Source organism: Streptomyces sp. NRRL F-5135 (genome assembly GCF_000719775.1).
In the GTDB taxonomy this organism is placed as follows: Bacteria; Actinomycetota; Actinomycetes; order Streptomycetales; family Streptomycetaceae; genus Streptomyces; species Streptomyces hebeiensis.
The window spans coordinates 339,684-357,432 of record NZ_JOHR01000013.1; the positions used below are offsets into that span (position 1 = coordinate 339,684).

Annotated in this window: 14 protein-coding genes; 5 read left to right on the plus strand and 9 right to left on the minus strand. The window is 71.2% G+C overall.

What is annotated here, in order from left to right:
- Window positions 1-22 precede the first annotated feature (22 nt).
- The 3 genes from IG02_RS0123920 to IG02_RS0123930 form a co-directional block, all read right to left on the minus strand.
- Window positions 23-1,282, minus strand: a complete 1,260-nt coding sequence (locus IG02_RS0123920) for a beta-ketoacyl-[acyl-carrier-protein] synthase family protein (RefSeq protein WP_030751765.1) — start codon at window positions 1,280-1,282, stop codon at window positions 23-25.
- A complete protein-coding gene (locus IG02_RS39765) occupies window positions 1,279-2,571 on the minus strand; it encodes a beta-ketoacyl-ACP synthase 3 (RefSeq protein WP_078854770.1) in 1,293 nt (430 codons plus the stop codon). The genes IG02_RS0123920 and IG02_RS39765 overlap by 4 nt, the downstream gene beginning before the upstream one ends.
- 155 nt (window positions 2,572-2,726) lie before the next feature.
- The gene (locus IG02_RS0123930; RefSeq protein WP_199814073.1) at window positions 2,727-5,039 is read right to left on the minus strand and encodes a terpene synthase family protein; all 2,313 of its coding nucleotides are present in this window, start codon (window positions 5,037-5,039) and stop codon (window positions 2,727-2,729) included.
- 230 nt (window positions 5,040-5,269) lie between these two features.
- Between IG02_RS0123930 and IG02_RS0123935 the strand changes: the two genes are divergently transcribed.
- Both IG02_RS0123935 and IG02_RS0123940 read left to right on the plus strand, forming a co-directional pair.
- Window positions 5,270-5,902, plus strand: coding sequence for an HhH-GPD-type base excision DNA repair protein (locus tag IG02_RS0123935; RefSeq protein WP_030751774.1), 633 nt, complete (start codon window positions 5,270-5,272; stop codon window positions 5,900-5,902).
- 171 nt (window positions 5,903-6,073) lie between these two features.
- Window positions 6,074-7,618 carry a M28 family metallopeptidase gene (locus IG02_RS0123940; protein WP_234314881.1) on the plus strand — a complete coding sequence of 515 codons (1,545 nt, stop codon included), beginning with the start codon at window positions 6,074-6,076 and terminating at the stop codon, window positions 7,616-7,618.
- A 143-nt stretch (window positions 7,619-7,761) separates the two neighbouring features.
- Here IG02_RS0123940 and IG02_RS0123945 read toward each other — a convergent pair whose 3' ends face one another.
- The 5 genes from IG02_RS0123945 to IG02_RS0123965 all read right to left on the minus strand — a co-directional run bounded on the left by IG02_RS0123945 (window position 7,762) and on the right by IG02_RS0123965 (window position 13,935).
- Entirely contained in the window at window positions 7,762-9,210 is a 1,449-nt protein-coding gene (locus IG02_RS0123945) for a DUF4832 domain-containing protein (RefSeq protein ID WP_078854755.1), read from the minus strand.
- A 135-nt stretch (window positions 9,211-9,345) separates the two neighbouring features.
- Entirely contained in the window at window positions 9,346-10,203 is an 858-nt protein-coding gene (locus IG02_RS0123950; RefSeq protein WP_051765614.1) for a carbohydrate ABC transporter permease, read from the minus strand.
- Entirely contained in the window at window positions 10,196-11,182 is a 987-nt protein-coding gene (locus tag IG02_RS0123955) for a carbohydrate ABC transporter permease (protein WP_037803981.1), read from the minus strand. The genes IG02_RS0123950 and IG02_RS0123955 overlap by 8 nt, the downstream gene beginning before the upstream one ends.
- A 5-nt stretch (window positions 11,183-11,187) precedes the next feature.
- On the minus strand, window positions 11,188-12,465 hold the full coding sequence (locus IG02_RS0123960; RefSeq protein ID WP_030751789.1) for an ABC transporter substrate-binding protein: 1,278 nt from the start codon (window positions 12,463-12,465) through the stop codon (window positions 11,188-11,190).
- 180 nt (window positions 12,466-12,645) lie between these two features.
- Entirely contained in the window at window positions 12,646-13,935 is a 1,290-nt protein-coding gene (locus IG02_RS0123965) for an ROK family transcriptional regulator (RefSeq protein WP_030751792.1), read from the minus strand.
- Between the two features lie 72 nt (window positions 13,936-14,007).
- Here IG02_RS0123965 and IG02_RS0123970 point away from each other — a divergent pair, with 72 nt between their 5' ends.
- The 3 genes from IG02_RS0123970 to IG02_RS0123980 all read left to right on the plus strand — a co-directional run bounded on the left by IG02_RS0123970 (window position 14,008) and on the right by IG02_RS0123980 (window position 16,590).
- Window positions 14,008-15,366, plus strand: coding sequence for a Gfo/Idh/MocA family protein (locus tag IG02_RS0123970; protein WP_051765616.1), 1,359 nt, complete (start codon window positions 14,008-14,010; stop codon window positions 15,364-15,366).
- A 70-nt stretch (window positions 15,367-15,436) separates the two neighbouring features.
- A complete protein-coding gene (locus IG02_RS0123975; RefSeq protein ID WP_030751798.1) occupies window positions 15,437-15,745 on the plus strand; it encodes a type II toxin-antitoxin system VapB family antitoxin in 309 nt (102 codons plus the stop codon).
- A gap of 233 nt (window positions 15,746-15,978) precedes the next feature.
- Complete coding sequence (locus IG02_RS0123980) at window positions 15,979-16,590, plus strand: LytR C-terminal domain-containing protein (protein WP_037803983.1); 612 nt, start codon at window positions 15,979-15,981, stop codon at window positions 16,588-16,590.
- 100 nt (window positions 16,591-16,690) lie between these two features.
- Here the strand turns inward: IG02_RS0123980 and IG02_RS0123985 are convergent, their stop codons facing one another.
- On the minus strand, window positions 16,691-17,662 hold the full coding sequence (locus IG02_RS0123985) for a pirin family protein (RefSeq protein ID WP_030751802.1): 972 nt from the start codon (window positions 17,660-17,662) through the stop codon (window positions 16,691-16,693).
- Window positions 17,663-17,749: the final 87 nt, after the last annotated feature.

Here is a 17,749-nt window from a genome sequence, read left to right on the forward strand (position 1 = left end):
CAGGCCCCGGGCCGTACCTCGTTCACACGCGTCGGAACGCCAGCGCCACATTGTGCCCACCGAACCCGAAAGAGTGACTGATCGCGGTCTCCACCCGCTGCCGCCGCCCCTCCTTCACCACGCAGTCCAGGTCGAACTCCACGGCGGGCGCGTCAAGGTTGGCGATCGGCGGAATCAGGCCATGCTCCAGCGTCAGGACCGTCGCCACCGCGTCGATCGCCCCGGCCGCCGCCAGGGTGTGTCCGACCACGCCCTTCGGGGCCGTGACCGGCGGGCGGTGCGGGAAGACCCGGCCGATGAGCGTGGCCTCCATGGCGTCGTTGAGCGGGGTGGAGGTGCCGTGCGCGTTCACGTGAGCGACGTCGTACGGACTCCAGTCCGCGTCCCGCAGCGCCGCCTCCACCGCGGCCTGCGCGCCCCTGCCGTCCGGCGACGGCGCGGTGGGGTGGTGGGCGTCCGTGCTGGAACCGGCGCCGGCCAGCAGCGCCCGCGGCGCTCGTCCCCGGGCCCGCGCGTCCGCCTCCCGCTCCAGGACCACCATCGCGGCGCCCTCGCCGATCACGAAGCCGTCCCGGTCAGAGGCGAACGGCCGGGAGGCCACCGCCGGGTCGCCCTTGCGCGTCGACAGCGCGCCCATCCGCGCGAAAGCCGTCACCACCAGCGGCGTCAGCACGGACTCGGCACCCCCGGCGACCGCCACGTCGCACTGCCCGGTCACCAGCAGGTCGCGCGCCACGGCGATGGCGGTCGCCCCGGACGCGCAGGCCGTCGCCGGGGCGAGGCTCGGGCCCTTGGCCCTGAGCGCGATGGCGACCTCGCCCGCCGCCGCGTTCGGGATCATCATCGGCACCAGCGCGGGAGAGACGGACTGGGGGCCGTCCGCCCGCATCTTCAGCGCGTTGTCGACCAGGACCGAGACCCCGCCGACGCCCACGCCGAGCACCACGGCCACCCGGCCGCCGTCCCAGGCCAGCGGGTCGTGCCCGGCGTCCGATACGGCCTGCCGGGCGGCGATCAGCGCCAGTTTCACGAAGCGCGCCATCCGCCACACCGACCGCCCGCCGACCAGCGCGTCCACGTCCAGGTCGTCGACCGCGCACGTGAAGTCGACGGGCGCGCCCGCCAGTTCGGGGCGGCGGCGCGCGACGGACCGCCCCTCGCACAGGCCGGCCCAGAACGCGCGTTCATCACTGCCCGCGGGGGTCACCACCCCGAGCCCGGTCACCGCGACCGGTCCGCCGTACGGCCCGCTCCCGCCGGCCCGGTCGGCTCTCTGCGTCATGCTCTTTTCCTTCCCTCGGGGATTCTGTGGTTGGAGAGTTGAGGGGGCGGCCCGCCACCTACCTCGGGCGGCACATCACCGGCCCCGGGCCGCATGCCACCGGCCTCGGGCGGCACGCCGTCCGCTCCGGGAGGCACGCCGTCCGCTCCAAGGGTTACCGCCGCGCGCATGTCCACCGCCGGCCAGCGGAGCGCCGCCGTGCCCCAGGTGAGCCCGCCGCCGAAGGCGGTGAGCAGCACGCGGTCGCCCGTGCGGAAACGTCCCCGCACCGCGGCGTCCGCCAGGGCCAGGGGGATGGAGGCGGCACCCGTGTTGCCCACCCGGTCCAGATGCGTCACACAGCGCCGCTCCCCGATGCCCACCCGCTGGGCGACGGCCCGCAGGATCCGGGCGTTGGCCTGGTGGGGAACGAAGTGGTCCACCTCGGCCGGGTCCCAGCCCACCGTGGTCAGCAGGGAGCGGCAGGAAGCCGTCATCCGCTCGACAGCGTGCTGGTAGACCGCGCGGCCCCGCATCCGGAAGTACGTGTCCTCCCGGGCGGCCGCCCCGTCCGCCGCCCGGGGCCGGGCCCGGTCCCGCGCCCCGCCGCCGGCCACGGTGATCAGGTCGTACCCCGCACCGTCGCTGCCGAGGTCGAAGGCGAGCAGTTCCCCGGGGTCGCCGGGGACGCCCACTCCGATCAGCGCCGCGCCGGCCCCGTCCCCGAACACCACGCCCGACGCGCGGTCGCGGGGGTCCAGCAAGGTCGAGTACACGTCCGCGCCCACCAGCAGCACCCGGTCGTACAGCCCCGAGCCCACCAGCCCCCGGCAGACCGCGAGACCGTAGACGAAGCCGCTGCACACGGCCCCGATGTCGAACGCCGGTACCGGGCCCAGCCCCAGCCGCGCCGCCAGCGCGGGCGCCGTGCCCGGACAGGGATGGTCGGGCGTGGCCGTGGCCAGGACGACAGCGTCCACGGCGGCGCCCGAAGCGGAGGCGTCCGCTGCGAGGAGCCCCTCCCCAGCACCCGCGCCGACGCCCGTACCCACGCCCACGCGCGCGCCTGTACCCGCCCCCGCGCCCGCGCGGTCGTGCCCTCCGTCATCCCCTCCGTCGGCGCCACCGGGCAGCAGCAGCCGAGCCGCCTCGTACGCGAGGTCGCCCGTCGAAACCCCCGGCCCCGCGCGGTGCCGGCCGGCGATGCCCGTACGGGTGCGGACCCAGGCGTCGTCCACGCCCCACTCGGCGGGCAACTCCTCGTTGCGGACGGGCCTTCCGGGCACCCACCCGGCGACGGCCTCCAGCACCACCGCCCGTACCGGACGGGCCCGCGGTGCTCGCCCCGCCCCGTGCCCCTCCCCTGCGTATTCGCTCGTCACGCGCGGCCCCCATCCGGTTGACGATCACAGCGATCACACGGATCGCTTCGACCGGATGACAAACGGCCCCGCGCACAATCGGGTTACTGCGCCATACGGGCGACAGGCGGCTCGGCGGGCCGGGTGGGCTCCCAGCCGGGCAGCCGGAGCCGGGCCGCCGACGTACCGATCCCCGACGTACCGATCCCGCCGGGCAGGGGCGGCAGCCAACTCGCCCGGCCCGTACGGTCCTCGATCAGTTCCTCCTCCTTGTACCGCTTGCAGTGGTGGTGCCAGTTGAGGATGCCGGAGAGCCAGTTCTCCAGATCCCTCACATGGCCGTCCAGTTCTTTCCGAGCCTCGGCGTCCAGCCCGAAGTCGTCGTACAGCACGGGAAGTTCATGGGCCACGACATGCTGGAACTGTCCCATTCGCGAGTTCATCAGGTCATCGACGATCGTGAGAGCCGTCGGATAGTCGCAGTCGAAGAAGTTCCGCACGACGAGCACCCCGTTGTGGATCTCCCCTTCGAACTCGACCTCCTTCTGGTACGAGAACACGTCGTTCAGCAGGGAGACGTAGTCCTGCGCCGCGTTCTCCAACGACCTCATCGGGCCGCTCCGGCAGATCTCCGGCCGCGCCGTCCACGGGTGACCGGTCCGGCACAGGCTCATCGTCATGGCGGAGCCGAAGGCCCGCCGGCGCGTCTCGATGAAGTCGACGGGGTCGGGGATCCGGTGCTGCGCCCGGTTCGCCAGCTCCCACAGCCAACTCTCGGTCACCTCTTCGACCGCCGCGCGGAGCGCCTGCCGCTCGGCCACGTCCATCGGCCCCGCCGTCCGGGCCCAGAGATCGGCCAGGCCCCTCTCCAGCGCGCCGACCGGGGGCGGTGTCGGGGCCATGTCGATCGGCATGAACAGCGAGAGCCGCTGGTTGCGGACCGCCGCGCCCGCCGGGTCGTGGCCCGCGCCGAAGACCGCCGGGAAGCAGTCGCCGCCGTACATGCCCCAGGTCAGCCAGTCCGAGGTCAGATCGAGTTCCTCCGGGGTGGCGTCGGGACGGATACCGGCGGCGCACAGCGGCGGGTCGATCCGCCGGAGCCGCTTCTCGTCCCAGACGCCGGAGCGACCCGCCCCGGGCCGGGGCTCCAGCATTCCCGTCCGGTGTGCCCACTCCACCGCGTGCTCCCGCGCGCGCTCCAGGTGCGGGCTCAGCGCGAGGGGGAACGGCATCCGGAAGTCGGGCAGTACGGAGGGCCCGACGTGCTGGAACGGAACATGGCTGAAGCGGCGCGCCCGCGCCGCGCGGCCGGCGCCGATGGTCCGGAGGATGTCGGCCGCCGACGTGCCGAAGCCGACGGGCGTCATGGAGAAGGCCGTGCCCCCGGGCAGGGCGGCCCCGGCCGGCCCGGCGCCCCCGTCGCCGCCCGCGCCGTTCATGTAGCGGCTGGAGCGCATGTGCCATTCATGGCCGCCCGACTGCCAGTCCTGGAGGCCCTTCACATATGCCAGGGTGTCGGCGCACTGCCGCGGTGTCAGGCTCTTCTCCGCGAAGAGCGGCCCCAGCTCCGTCAGAGCGGTGTTCTCGAACTGCTGGACGCGCGAGGTCAGCAGATCGTTGACGGCGTCGGCCGCCTCCTGGGTCGTACAGCCCAGGAACGTCTCCAGGACGAGCACACCGTTGCTCAGCTCACCCTCCTCCTCGATCTCCCGCTGGTAGGAGAACAGGTCGTTCCGCAGGTGGACGGCGTCCGAGAAGGTGTCCTTGAGGACCCGCATCGGCCGGGACGCGGCGATCTCCGCGGGGACCTCGGCGCCCGCCGCGTACTCGACGAGCCCGGCGGACCAGGGCGCGCCGCCGACCTTGCGGCGCATGTCGATGTACTCGACCGGATTCGCGATCCGGTGCGCGTTGATGTTCGCGAGTTCCCAGTCGGACTCGTTCAGCAGGTTCTCGGTGGACTCGGCGAACCGCTTCCGCCAGGCCAGGGACATGCTCGGGACCGTACGGGCCCAGAGGTCGGCCAGTCCGGCCTCGACCGGATTGGCCGGCTCGGGAAATCCCGCCGCCAGATCCATCGGCATGAAATCGGCCAGCCGTTCGAGATATGCCTTTCCGCCCGCGCGGTCCTGGGGCCGTTTGTAGACCTCCAGGAAATGGTCGTCGAAGAAGAAGACCCACACATACCATTCCGTGACCAGGGACAACGTCGGGCCGTCACAGTCCGGGTGGGTGTACGCGCACAACAGGGCGTAGTCATGGGAATCGAGGTCGGCCTCTTCCCAGACCCCCGATCCCTCCAGCATGCCCATGCCCCTGGCCCACTTCTTGGAGTGCCCTCTGGCCTCCTGAAGGTGAGGGTTGAGTCGGGCCGGATACGCCATGTAGAAATCCGGCAGTTCAAAGGGCTGTGTCACGGGCGCCCGGCCTTTCCGATGGTTCCGGGATTTGCTCCCCTTCGACGGGAGTGAGCCCAGCAGGAAACCGCACCGCGAACCGCCCCTCGCCTTGCCACCCCGTTGACCGAGCACTACCCGCCACGCCGGGCCGCCATCCACACGCCCCAATAAGTCATATGAACCGATTGAGGGGGGCCGGACGGGGCCATGCGCATGCGGCGCGGCCGGACCCGCGCGATCATCAGGACATGAGCCCCGCCATCCGTCTCGCCCAGCAGGCCGAGGCCGACGAGCTGCTCGGCCGCAGCCCGCTGGCCGCGCTGGTCGGCATGCTGCTGGACCAGCAGATCCCCATGGAATGGGCCTTCACCAGCCCGTACACGATCGCCGTCCGCATGGGCACGGACGATCTCGACGCGCACCGCGTCGCCGCGTACGACCCCGAGTCCTTCGCCGCGCTGCTCAGCGAGAAACCCGCGGTGCACCGCTACCCGGGCTCCATGGCAGGGCGCGTGCAGCAGCTCTGCCAGTATCTGGTCGAACACTACGACGGCGACCCGACCGCCATCTGGCGCGATGTCGCCACCGGCAAGGAGCTGCGGGAGCGGCTGAACGCCCTGCCGGGCTTCGGAGCACAGAAGTCGCAGATCTTCCTGGCGCTGCTGGGCAAACAGTTCGGCGTACGGCCCCAGGGCTGGCGGGAGGCGGCCGGCGCGTACGGGGACGAGGGTTCGTACCGTTCGGCCGCCGACATCACCGGCCCCGAATCGCTGGCGAAGGTCCGGGCGTTCAAGCAGGAGACGAAACGGGCGGCGAAGGCGGCCAAGACCGCGAAGGCCCCCGGGACGGCGAAGACACCGAAGACGCGAAAGACGCCATAGGAGCCGGACCCCGGCTCGTTCCGCGCCGGTTCCGCGCCCGTTCCACACCCGATCCTCCCCATACGACCCCGTGACCTGTGACACAGCTGTTCACATGCGCGCACCCTCATGGCTAGTTTTCGGTCACGCCCCTCACGTTCGTTCACATCTGTTCGCATCGGAAGGACTCTTGTGACCGCAACTCCCCGCAGGCTTCTGGCAATCGCGGCCGCCACGGCGCTCGCCACCCCGCTCCTGCTGTCCGCCTCCTCCCCGGCCACCGCACGGCCGGCGGACCCGGCGAAGGAAGCGAGCAGACTGGCGAAGAAACTGGTCCGTGAGGCCGGTGCCAAGGGCGCCTACCGGCACCTGGAGAAGTTCCAGTCCATCGCGGACTCCCACAACGGCCACCGGGCGGCGGGCACGCCCGGCCACGACGCCTCGGCCGCGTACGTCCACGACCTGCTCAAGAAGGCCGGCTACCAGGTCTCCTACGACACCTTCGAGATCACGTACATCGAGACCCTGGCCGAAAAGCTGTCCGTCACCGCGCCGACTCCGCGCGACGTCGCGATCAGCGCCCTGTCGTACACCAAGTCCACGCCGGAGGGCGGCATCAAGGCCGGCCTCGTACCCGTCCCGGTCGACGCCACCACGGGGTGCGAACCGGGCGACTACGCCTCGGGAGCGTTCACCGGCAAGATCGCGCTGATCCAGCGCGGCGGCTGCACCTTCGCGGACAAGCAGAAGCAGGCGGGCGCGGCGGGTGCCGTCGGCGCGGTGATCTACAACAACACCGAGGGCGCCCTCAACGGCACGCTCGGCGACCCGAACGCGGGCGTGATCCCCACCGGCGGCATCACGAAGGCCGAGGGTGAGGCCCTCGCCGCGGAGGCCGGGAAGGGACCCGTCACGGTCTCCCTGGACATCCGCCAGCTCCAGGAGCAGCGCCAGACCCGGAACGTCGTCGCCGAGACCAGGGGCGGCCGGGCCGACCGTACGGTGATGCTCGGCTCGCACCTCGACTCGGTCACCCAGGGCCCCGGCATCAACGACAACGGATCAGGGTCGGCGGGGCTGCTGGAGGTGGCTCTCCAGCTGGCGAAGACGCACGAGAAGCCGGCGAACAAGGTGCGCTTCGCGTGGTGGTCGGCGGAGGAACTGGGGCTGCTGGGCGCCGAGGCGTACGTCAAGGACCTCACCGCCGAGCAGCGCGAGGACATCGCGCTCTACCTCAACTTCGACATGATCGCCTCCCCGAACTACGCCCAGTTCGTCTACGACGGCGACAACTCGGACGGCGTGGGCTCGGGCCCCGGCCCGGAGGGAAGCGCCCAGCTGGAGAAGGGGATCACGGACTTCCTCGACAGCAGGAACGTTCCGCACGAGGGCACGGACTTCGACGGCCGCTCGGACTACGGCCCCTTCATCGAGGTGGGCATTCCCTCGGGCGGCACGTTCACCGGCGCGGAGGGGACGAAGACCGAGGCGCAGGCGAAGAAGTACGGCGGGCAGGCGGGGGTGGCGTACGACACGTGCTACCACGCGGCCTGCGACGACCTGTCCAACATCAACAAGAAGGCGCTCGACATCAACATCGATGTGATCGCCAACGCGGTGGGCACCTACGCCCATGACCTCCGCCCGGTGACCAAGCCGGTCACGGAGCCGGGTGTCAAGACCACCGGCTCCACCAGCGGCACCCCGCACGCCCACGGCCACCAGCCGCGCTCGTAACGACCACGCGCCGTGCCCCGGACCTGACTCGGGCCCGGGGCCCCGGCCCGCTGCCGGGCTTTCGCGCCCGCCGTGCGCGGTTACGCGACGACGGACGCGAAAGCCGTAAGGGGGCTTCCGCCCGGCGCTGCCAGGGGCTCGGGTCAGCTCACGGTGACCGTGTGCAGCAGGTCGTTGTAGCCCGTGGCCGCTTCCCACGTGCCCTGGTTCGCGAGCCTGACGGAGTACTCGGGCCGCTGCGACAGCTGCGGGTCGGGGAGGTTGAGCAGCAGGCTGTAGGTGCCCGCCGGGACGTCGGACGGCACGGTCACGCCGCGGTCGACCGTGGTCGTCGTGCCCGGGGCCCAGGTACGGGGGTCACCCGCCAGCGGGAGCCGGTAGACCTGGGAGGTGGACGTGTTGCGCAGGACCACCTCCAGGCCACGCGGGTTGAACGGCGCCGCGAATCCCTCGTTCTTCACAGTGAAGTTCACCGACAGGGAGCCGCCCCGGCTCACCGAACTCGGGTAGGTGCCGCTCTGGAGGGCGAACCGGTAGCCCAGGTTCCGGGTGATCTCGGGCAGGCAGCCACCGCTGCGCCAGCCGTTGATCACGTTGGGCTCGTAGTCGGTGTTCAGGTACGACCAGTGGAACATCCTCAGCTCGGAGAGCGTGGTGGGACAGCTCGTCCGGGGAGCGTTGACCCCGCAGGTCTCACCGCCCATCGCCAGGTAGGACGTCTCGGAGGACAGGTAGGGGTATTCGACGGCGGGGTTCTCGTACGTGCCGTAGTCGTCGGCGCTGGCGAGGAAGCAGTCGTTGTGGTGGCCGAGCCGGGCGTTCGTCGAGCCGTTGTACGCCTGGCCGGCCGGGAGCGCGGTCGTGCCGTACATCGTGCGCTTGTACTTCGGTGTCCGCAGTTGCACCATGCGCGTCGAGGGCAGCACGCCGAGCGTCTTGTCGACGACGGCCTTGCGGTTGGCCCAGTCGGCGGTGGTCACCTTGCCCGCGTCGCCGAAGTTCTTGGTGTAGTACCCCTCGCCCCAGGCGCCGACGAAGCCCGCCTGCACGACGTTGATCACGTCGCTGTTCGCTCTGAGGTACGGCCCGAGCTGGTCCAGGTGCGCGAGTACGCGGTCCTTGGGCGCGTCGACGCCGTCGGCCGACTCGGTGTAGGCGAACCGTACGATCGTCTTGAGCCCCGCCTGCCGTACGGCGTCGAACTGCCGCTGGAGCCGGTTCAGGGCGGTCTGGCTGATGGCGCTGTTCTTGAACTCCTCGAGGTAGAAGACGCACATCACCAGCGACACGCCCTCGTTGACACGGTAGCCGCGCAGGGTGGCCGCGTCGAAGTCGCTCTGGTCGCACCGGGACGTGTGGCGGTAGAAGCCCCGCTCCGGGTTGGCGAAGCTGTCGGTTGTCCGGGGGTACGTCACCGAGGCGGCGCTCGCCCCGGCCGTCCCTGCCACCTGGGCCGACCGGGCGGTCTCCGCGCTCCGACCGGCCTCCGCGACCTGCGCGGAGACGGGCGAGGCGCCGACGAGCAGGGCGCCCATGAGGGCCGTCGCCGTCAGCCCCGCGCGGAGCGACGGACGGCGGGCTGGTCTCTTCATTCTGGTGATTCCCTTCGGGGGATGTGAGGGGGCTTCGTGAGGGGGCTTCGCGAGGGGCCGGCCGTGGTGACCGGCCGGGGTACGCGGGGGATCGCGGGCGCGGACAGCCGGTCTGCCGGTCTGTCGGTCCGCCGGTCAGCCCTTGACGCCCGTGTGCGCGATGCCCTGGATGAACTGGCGCTGGAGCAGCGCGAAGGCCGCGATCACTGGCAGCGAGGCCAGCAGCGAGCCCGCCATCAGCACGGGGTAGTCGGTCTGGAACTGACCCTGGAGGGCCGCGAGTCCCGCCGAGAGCGTCATCTTCTCCGGATCGGTATTGACCACCAAGGGCCAGAACAGATCGTTCCACGACCATAGGAGCGCCAGTACGGACATCGCGATCACCCCGGGACGGGCCAGGGGCAGCATGACGTACCAGTAGGTCCGCAGCGGCCCGGCACCGTCGAGGCGGGCCGCCTCCTCCAGTTCGCGCGGCAGGCCCAGAAAGAACTGCCGCAGGAGGAAGACACCGAACGCGCTGAACATCCCCGGCACGATCAGGGCCTGGACGGAGTTGAGCCAGCCGAGGGACGCCGTGATCTCGTACTGCGGGAGGACGAACAGCTGCGGCGGCACCATCAGTACGGACAGGAAGAGCCCGAACAGCACCGAGCGCCCGGGGAACCGGAGCCTGGCGAAGGCGTAGGCGGCCAACGGGCACAGCAGGATCTGACCGGCCGTACGGCCCGCCGCCATCAGCGCGGTGTTGAGGAACTGGTCGCTGAACGGCAACAGGTCGAACATCCGGCCGTAGTTGTCCCAGCGGCCCTCGGGCAGCAGTGACGGCGGGACCCGGGTGGCGCTGGAGAGCGTCTTCAGCGAGGTGACGATCTGCCAGAGGAAGGGCGCGATCATCACCAGGGAGGCGGGGATCAGGATGGCGTGCACGCCGACGTGCGAGCGGCGGCGGGACCGGGCACGGCCGCCTTCATACGCACGCCCGACCTCAGCCATAGTGCACCCACCTCTTCTGCATCCGGAACTGGAGGGCCGTCAGGGCCACGATGATGACCAGCAGCATCATCACGATCGCCGCCGCGTAACCCCGGTCGTCGGTCAGGAAGGCCCGGTCGTAGAAGAGCTGCACGACCGTCTGGATCCGGGGGAACGCCGGATTCGCCCGGCCGGTCAGACCCGAGCCCGCCAGCACGTAGACCAGGTCGAAGAGCTGCAGGGAGCCGATCACCGAGATGACGGAGACGAAGAACGCGGTGGGTGACAGCAGCGGGAGCGTGATCCGGAAGAACTGCCGGACCGGTCCGGCACCGTCGATGGCGGCGGCGTCGTAGAACTCCTTGGGTATCGCCTGAATGCCCGCCAGGAAGATGATCAGGTTGTAGCCGAGACCGCTCCAGACCCCGACCGCGGCCAGCGCGAACAGCGCCGTGTCCGGGTCCGCGATCCAGTGCGGCCCGTCGATGCCGACCAGCGCCAGCACATGGTTGACCAGGCCGTATTCGCCGTTGTAGAGCCACCGCCAGACCATGGCGACGGCCACCGGCATGGTGACGACGGGCAGGAAGAACAGGGTGCGGTAGACCCCCGTGCCCCGCAGGCCCTCCCGGTTGAGGAGTGCGGCGAAGACGATGGCGAGCGGGATGCCGACCAGGCCGAGAGCGGTGTACGCCAACGTGTTGACCAGCGACCGCGCGACCTCCGGGTCGGTCAGCAGGCGGTGGTAGTTGTCGAGTCCGGTCCAGGTGTGGCCGCCGAAGACGCCCCACTGGGTGAACGAGAAGTAGCCGGTCTGGAGGACGGGCCACAGGTGGAAGACCGCGAGGCCCAGCCCGGCGGGCGCGATGAACGCGTACCCCCACAGGGCCTCGGACACCCGGTCCCGGCGCGGGCGCCGGCCGCCGGGCCGGGTCCCCCCGGACGCCGGGGCGGATCCAGCGCGCCGGGGCCCGGACTCCTGTCCGTCGGTGCTGGTCATGCCCCTCACTCCCTGGCCAGCAAGTCGTTCATCGCGCGGGCGAGTTCGGCGGACGCCTCGCCGACCGTCCGCTCGCCGGTCCACGCCTGGGTGAGGTGGGTGAGTTCGGCCTCGTTCCACGCGGCGGTGTTCTCCGACACGGGGAAGGGCACCGCGTAGTCGACGGCGTCCAGGAACGTCGTGAGGGCGAACCGCGGGTGGTCCTTCACCCATGCCTGCCGCGTTCCGTCCCGCGCGGGGAGCGGGCCGCTGCGGCCGATGGCGAGGGCCGCCCGCTCCGAACCGAGGAATTCGACGAACTCCCAGGCCTCCCTGGGGTGCTCGGTCGTGGCGGAGACCACGTTGGCCACCCCGTGGATGACGGTGGCGCGCTTCTCGCCCCGGGGGAGCGGCGCGACGTCGACCTTGTCCTTGGTGTACTCGTTCGCCGAGAACTCGCCCGCGTTCCAGGATCCGCCCCAGTACATGGCGAGCTTGCCCGCCTCGAAAAGCTGGAGGGGGCTCGTGTCCGTCATGGTCTGGAGATCGGGCGAGTGCTTCTTTTCGATCAGGTCTGTCCAGAACTCCAGCCCTTTGATGGTCTCGGGTTGGTCGTAACCGGACTTCTTGCCGTCAGGGGATATGACGTAACCGCCCGCCTGGGCGATGGTGTTGTACTGGTACTCCTGGAAGCTGGTCAGCTGGGCCGCCACGCCGTAGACGCCCTTGCCGGGATCGGTCAGCTCGGCCGCCGTCCTGTTGAAGTCGCTCCAGGTCCAGTCCGGGGCGGGGTGGTCGACGCCGCGTGCGTCGAAGAGCGCCTTGTTGTACCAGACCCCGATCGTGTCCATGTCCTTCGGCAGCCCGTAGAGCTCTCCTTCGTACGTGTACAGATCGATCAGGGCCTTCGGATAGACGGAGAGATCGACCTTGTCCTCGGCGACCTCCTTGTCCAGCGGGCGGATGACGCCGTTGGACGCGTAGAGCCGGAAGTACGGACCGTTCATCCAGAAGACGTCGGGCGCCGACCCCCCGGTGACGGAGGTCTTGAGCTTGTTGAAGTACTCGGTCCACGGGGTGAGCTGCACCTTGACCGTCACGTTCGGGTGCGTCCCGGTGAACTCCCGGCCCAGTTGCTCCAGGACCTTCTTCTGGTTGTTGTCCCAGGCGGCGTACGACAACTCGACCTTGCCGCCCTTGCCGCCGCTCCCGACGCCCCCGGCGCCCGTTCCCCCGCCCGAACAGCCGGAGAGCGTCAGCACCACCCCCAGCGCCCCCGCGCACCAACGCGCTGCCTTCCCCATGCCCAGTCCTCCTCATGAACGAGGCGCACCGGGGACAGCAACGCGTCGCCGGGGCCGCGAAGTTGTATTAACTATGGAGACCAGGGAAAGTAAGTCAAGAGCCCGACAAGTAAGAGACGGGTTACGGAGAGGATCACCGGATCACCGGATCGCCGCTCCGCCTGATCGCCGATCCGCCGGTCAGGCGCGGCCCGGCGGCCGGAAGCTGTCGGCGGGGGCGATCTCCCCCGGCGCGCGCAGACCTCGGTCGACGTGGTCCAGCGCCAGCCGCAGCGCGCCCAGGGCCACGCCCTCGTCGCCGAAGCGGGAGACCCTGACCTCCGGCGTACGGATGCACCAGCGGTCCAGCTCGCGCCGCAGCGGTTCGGTGACGAGGTCGCCGGCACGGGAGATCCCGCCCCCGACCACGACCAGTTCGGGATCCAGCGTGAGGACGAGGGCCGAGGTGCCGACGGCGAGGGCACGGACGTAGCGCCGTACGGCCGCGAGAGCCGTACGGTCACCACTCCGCGCGGCCCGGAAGACGGCCTCGACGGCGTCCTGCGGATCGTCGGCGGCCCGCGGATCGACGCCGCCCCCGCCCCGGCCCGCGCCGCCGGTCCGGCCCGCACCGCCGTCCACGCCGCCCCCCGGGCTCACGCGTTCACCGGCGTCCACGCCCCCTCCCGTCCGGGCCCCGCCGCGCCAGGCCCGCAGGTGCCCGGGGGCACGCAGCCAGCCGACCGCGGGCAGGGCGCCGATCTCGCCCGCCGCGTTCCCGAAACCCCGGTGGAGCTTGCCGTCGATGATCAGACCGGTGCCCGTGCGCAACCCCGCGAGCAGGAACACCACGTCCTTGGCGTGCCGCGCCACCCCGCGCCAGGACTCGGCCAGCGCGGCCAGCTTGGCGTCGTTCTCCACCAGGACCGGACCCGCCACCAGTCCGCCGACGTGCCCGGCCACGTCGAGCCCCGTCCACTCCGGCAGCGCCTCCGAGAGCATGACCCGGCCCGTGCCGTCGACCAGCCCCGTCGTGGCCACCCCGGTCGCCCAGACGCCGGCGGCGTCCGTGCCCGCCCCGGCCAGCGCCGCGCGGACGGCCTCGTCCACGGCGGCCAGCCGCCGCGTGCGGCCCATCGCCGGGGTGACGGCCACCCGCGCGCCGTGCCGGACCTCGCCGTCCAGGTCCGCCACCATGGCCAGCACCTTGTGCCCCCCGATGTCGACCCCGAGCACCCGGCCGGCGTCCGAGCGGAATCGGTAGCGGCGCGCGGGGCGCCCCAGCGTGCCCGGCGCCGGCGCGACCTCCGCCACCCAGCCGCGCTCCACCAGGTCCCGCACCACGTCCTCGGTGGACGCCCGGGACAGGCCGGTACGCCCGGCGAGCTCGGTCAGGGTCAGGGCCGGTTCCCCGCGCAGGGCGTCGAGCACGGCCAGCGCGTTGAGCCGACGGAGCTGGGACAGATCTCCGCCACCCGGATTCTCGGTCATGACACACCCTTGAGGCCGGCCGCGCAAACGGCCAATAATAAGGGACTCCTGCGTAACTCTTGAGGGGATCCCATGGCAGCGGTGACTCTAGCTCTCGTCGGTTCCGGTCTGCGGGGGCGGTCCTACGCGCGGCACGCGGTCTCGTCCGGCCTGGGGCGGGTCGTCGCCGTGGCCGAGCCGGACCCGTACCGCAGGCGAGCCGCGGCGGCCGAGTTCGGGATCCCGGCGGAACGGGTGTACACGGACTGGACCGAGCTGGCCGCGCAGCCGCGGCTGGCCGACGCGACGATCATCGCCACCCAGGACCGGCTGCACGTGGACCCCGCGGTGCGGTTCGCCGACCTCGGCTACCACATCCTGCTGGAGAAGCCGATGGCCGTCACCGAACGGGACGCCGTCGCGATCAGCGAGGCGGCCGAGCGCAACGACATCCTGCTGGCGGTCTGTCACGTGCTGCGCTACACCCCGTACACCCGCGCCCTGCGCCGGCTGCTGGAGTCCGGCGCGATCGGCCGGCTCGTCAGCGTCCAGCACCTGGAGCCGGTCGGCTGGTGGCACCAGGCCCACTCGTTCGTACGGGGCAACTGGCGCCGCCAGGACACCTCGGCGCCCATGCTGCTGACCAAGTCCTGCCACGACATCGACTGGCTGATCCACCTCTTCGGCGAACCGCCCGAGCGGGTCTCCTCGTTCGGCGGGCTGAGCCACTTCCGCGCCGAGGACCGGCCGGAGGGGGCGGCGGACCGCTGCCTGGACTGCCCGCTGGAGCCCGGCTGCCCGTACTCGGCGAAGCGGCTCTACCTCGGCTGCCTCGGCGACCCGGAGCAGGAGTTCTGGCCGCTCTCGGCGGTCACCGAGGACCACACGGAACGGGGCGTGCTGGACGCGCTGCGCACGGGCCCGTACGGCCGCTGCGTCTACGCCTGCGACAACGACGTGGTCGACCACCAGGTCGTCAACATGGAGTTCGCCTCCGGCGCCACCTGCTCCTTCACCATGAGCGCCTTCACCCCCATGGAACACCGCCGCACCCGGCTGCTGGGCACGCACGGCTTCGTAGACGGGGACGGGCGGACGCTGCGGGTGGTCGACTTCCGCACCGGCGAGGAGCGGACTGTCGACGCGGTCGCTGCCACCGCCGACGCCGACCCCGCGGGCGGCTCGGGCGGCGCGGTGGGTCCGTCCGCGGACGACGGCCACGGGGGCGGCGACGAGGCCCTGACGGAGGCGTTCCTGACCGCCGTCGCCACCGGCGACGCCTCCGCACTGCTCTCCGACGCGGCCGAGAGCCTCGCCACGCACCGGGTCGTATGGGCGGCCGAACGGGCCCGGGTCACGGGCACGGTCGTACGGCCGGTGGGCGACTCGTCCCTCTTGTGCGACGACGTCACCGGACGGGGTGGTTCCGTTCAGGCTTCGCTCCCCCTTTGATGCCGGATACCCCCTTTGCGCTCCGCCGTCCTGGCTGCGCCCGGAGCCGCTCGCCCGGTAGGCTTTCCGTGTGATCTTCAAGCGCATCGGTAACGGGAGGCCGTATCCCGACCACGGCCGGGAAAGCACCCGGCAGTGGGCGGATGTCGCGCCGCGCCCGGTCCGCCTCGATCAGCTCGTCACGACAAAGGGACAACTGGACCTGGAGACGCTGCTCGCCGAGGACTCCACCTTCTACGGCGACCTGTTCGCGCACGTCGTGAAGTGGCAGGGCGACCTCTACCTGGAGGACGGCCTGCACCGGGCGGTGCGCGCGGCGCTCCAGCAGCGTCAGGTGCTGCACGCGCGCGTGCTGGAGCTGGAGCTGGACCAGAGCTGATCCGTACGGTCGTACGGTCCCGAGGCTGATCCGTACAGTCCCCACGGGTCGGGTCGGGTCGGGTCGATTCGGGCGCGTGCGGCCCGGGCGCGTGCGGCCCGGGCCCGCCGTTCTCCCGCCACCGTCGGCCGTCTCGGCCGGCGCTGAGCCTTTCGAGGGCTTTGCCACCCCTGACGGGCCAATCAGATGATCATTCGGTAGGCATCCCCAGCGGGGCCCACTACGCTGCGCGTATGAGCATGCTGACTCCCCCCGGCATGGGCGGAAAGTACCGCGTCACCGGCGACACGTACCCCCGCATGCGCCGCCCCCGCCAGCGCCGCAGGATCGTGCGCCTGGCCATCGCCTCCGTAGTCGCCCTCGGCATGGCCGGCTGGGGGACCACGCAGCTCATCGATGTCCTCTCGGGCAACGCCGAGGGGAAGAAGAACACGGCCAAGGCAGCCTCGAAGCCCGGCTGCGACCCGGCTGCCGCACCCGTCAAGGCACTCCCCGAGCCCGGCCAGATCAAGGTCAACGTCTACAACGCGACCCCGCGCGTGGGTCTCGCCAAGTCCACGGCGGACGAGCTGAAGAAGCGCGGCTTCGTCATCGGCAAGGTGGGCAACGCCCCGGCGGCGTACGACAAGAAGGTTCCGGGCGCGGGGATACTGGTCGGCTCGGCCGCCGCGACGGACGGCTCACTGACAGTGCTGGGCGCGCAGTTGAAGGGCGCGACACCGAAGGCGGACGAGCGGAAGACGGCGGACGTCGACCTCATCCTCGGTACCGCGTTCAAGGAGCTGAGCGTGCGGAAGGAAGCGGCGCAGACGCTGGCGGCGCTGTCCAAGCCGACGAACTGCTGAGCGTTACGAGGCGCCGACGCGGTACGGGGCGGAGGGTACGGGGCGCGAAAGCTCCCCGTACCCTCCCCGTGCTCCGTACCGCGTCACCGCCCGGCGAGCTCTACAGCCCTCCCTCGGACATCCCGTGCACGGCCGGGATCGTGCCCAGCCGGCCTTTCTGGAAGTCCTCGAACGCCTGCTGAAGCTCTTCCCTGGTGTTCATGACGAACGGACCGTAGTGGGCCATCGGCTCCCGGATCGGCTGCCCGCCGAGCAGGACGACCTCGAGGTCCGGCGTGTGAGAGTCCTGCTTCTCGTCCGCGCGGACGGTCAGCGAACCGCCGGCGCCGAAGACGGCCGTCTGGCCCACGTGGATCGGACGGCGCCCGGCACCGGCCGATCCCTTCCCCGCCAGCACGTACGCCAGCCCGTTGAAGTCCTCCCGCCACGGCAGTGTGACCTCAGCGCCCGGCGCCACCGTCGCGTGGATCATCGTGATGGGGGTGTGGGTGATGCCCGGGCCCTCGTGCCCGTCCAGGCCGCCCGCGATCACCCGGAGCAGCGCACCGCCGTCCGGCGAGGTCAGCAGCCGGACCTGGCCGCCGCGGATGTCCTGGTAGCGCGGGTCCATCATCTTGTCGGACGCCGGGAGGTTCACCCACAGCTGGACGCCGTGGAAGAGACCGCCGGACATGACGAGGGACTCGGGCGGAGCCTCGATGTGGAGCAGGCCCGAGCCCGCCGTCATCCACTGGGTGTCACCGTTGGTTATGGTGCCGCCGCCACCCTGGCTGTCCTGGTGGTCGAAGATCCCGTCGATGATGTAGGTGACGGTCTCAAAGCCCCGGTGCGGATGCCACGGGGTGCCTTTGGGCTCTCCCGGCGCGTACTCCACCTCGCCCATCTGGTCCATCATGATGAACGGGTCGAGGTGTCGGTAGTTGATCCCGGCGAAGGCCCGGCGCACCGGGAAGCCCTCACCCTCGAACCCGCTGGGCGCGGTCGTGACGGTGAGCACGGGACGGGCCACGGCGTCGGCCGGGGCGGAGACCCGGGGCAGGGCCAGCGGGTTTTCGACAGTTACAGCGGGCATGGAGGCCTCCTCGGGATCCTTCGCCCTCAACTTAGTTGAATGGTGAACATCCTGCAAGCGCTGTCTCTTATACACATCTCCGAGCCC

Coding starts and splice junctions, on each gene's coding strand:
- IG02_RS0123920 (WP_030751765.1), bottom strand. CDS start 1,282: ATGACGCAGAGAGCCGACCGGGCCGGCGGGAGCGGGCCGTACGGCGGA.
- IG02_RS0123985 (WP_030751802.1), bottom strand. CDS start 17,662: ATGCCCGCTGTAACTGTCGAAAACCCGCTGGCCCTGCCCCGGGTCTCC.
- IG02_RS0123980 (WP_037803983.1), top strand. CDS start 15,979: ATGAGCATGCTGACTCCCCCCGGCATGGGCGGAAAGTACCGCGTCACC.
- IG02_RS0123945 (WP_078854755.1), bottom strand. CDS start 9,210: ATGAAGAGACCAGCCCGCCGTCCGTCGCTCCGCGCGGGGCTGACGGCG.
- IG02_RS0123955 (WP_037803981.1), bottom strand. CDS start 11,182: ATGACCAGCACCGACGGACAGGAGTCCGGGCCCCGGCGCGCTGGATCC.
- IG02_RS0123970 (WP_051765616.1), top strand. CDS start 14,008: ATGGCAGCGGTGACTCTAGCTCTCGTCGGTTCCGGTCTGCGGGGGCGG.
- IG02_RS0123950 (WP_051765614.1), bottom strand. CDS start 10,203: ATGGCTGAGGTCGGGCGTGCGTATGAAGGCGGCCGTGCCCGGTCCCGC.
- IG02_RS0123965 (WP_030751792.1), bottom strand. CDS start 13,935: ATGACCGAGAATCCGGGTGGCGGAGATCTGTCCCAGCTCCGTCGGCTC.
- IG02_RS0123935 (WP_030751774.1), top strand. CDS start 5,270: ATGAGCCCCGCCATCCGTCTCGCCCAGCAGGCCGAGGCCGACGAGCTG.
- IG02_RS0123960 (WP_030751789.1), bottom strand. CDS start 12,465: ATGGGGAAGGCAGCGCGTTGGTGCGCGGGGGCGCTGGGGGTGGTGCTG.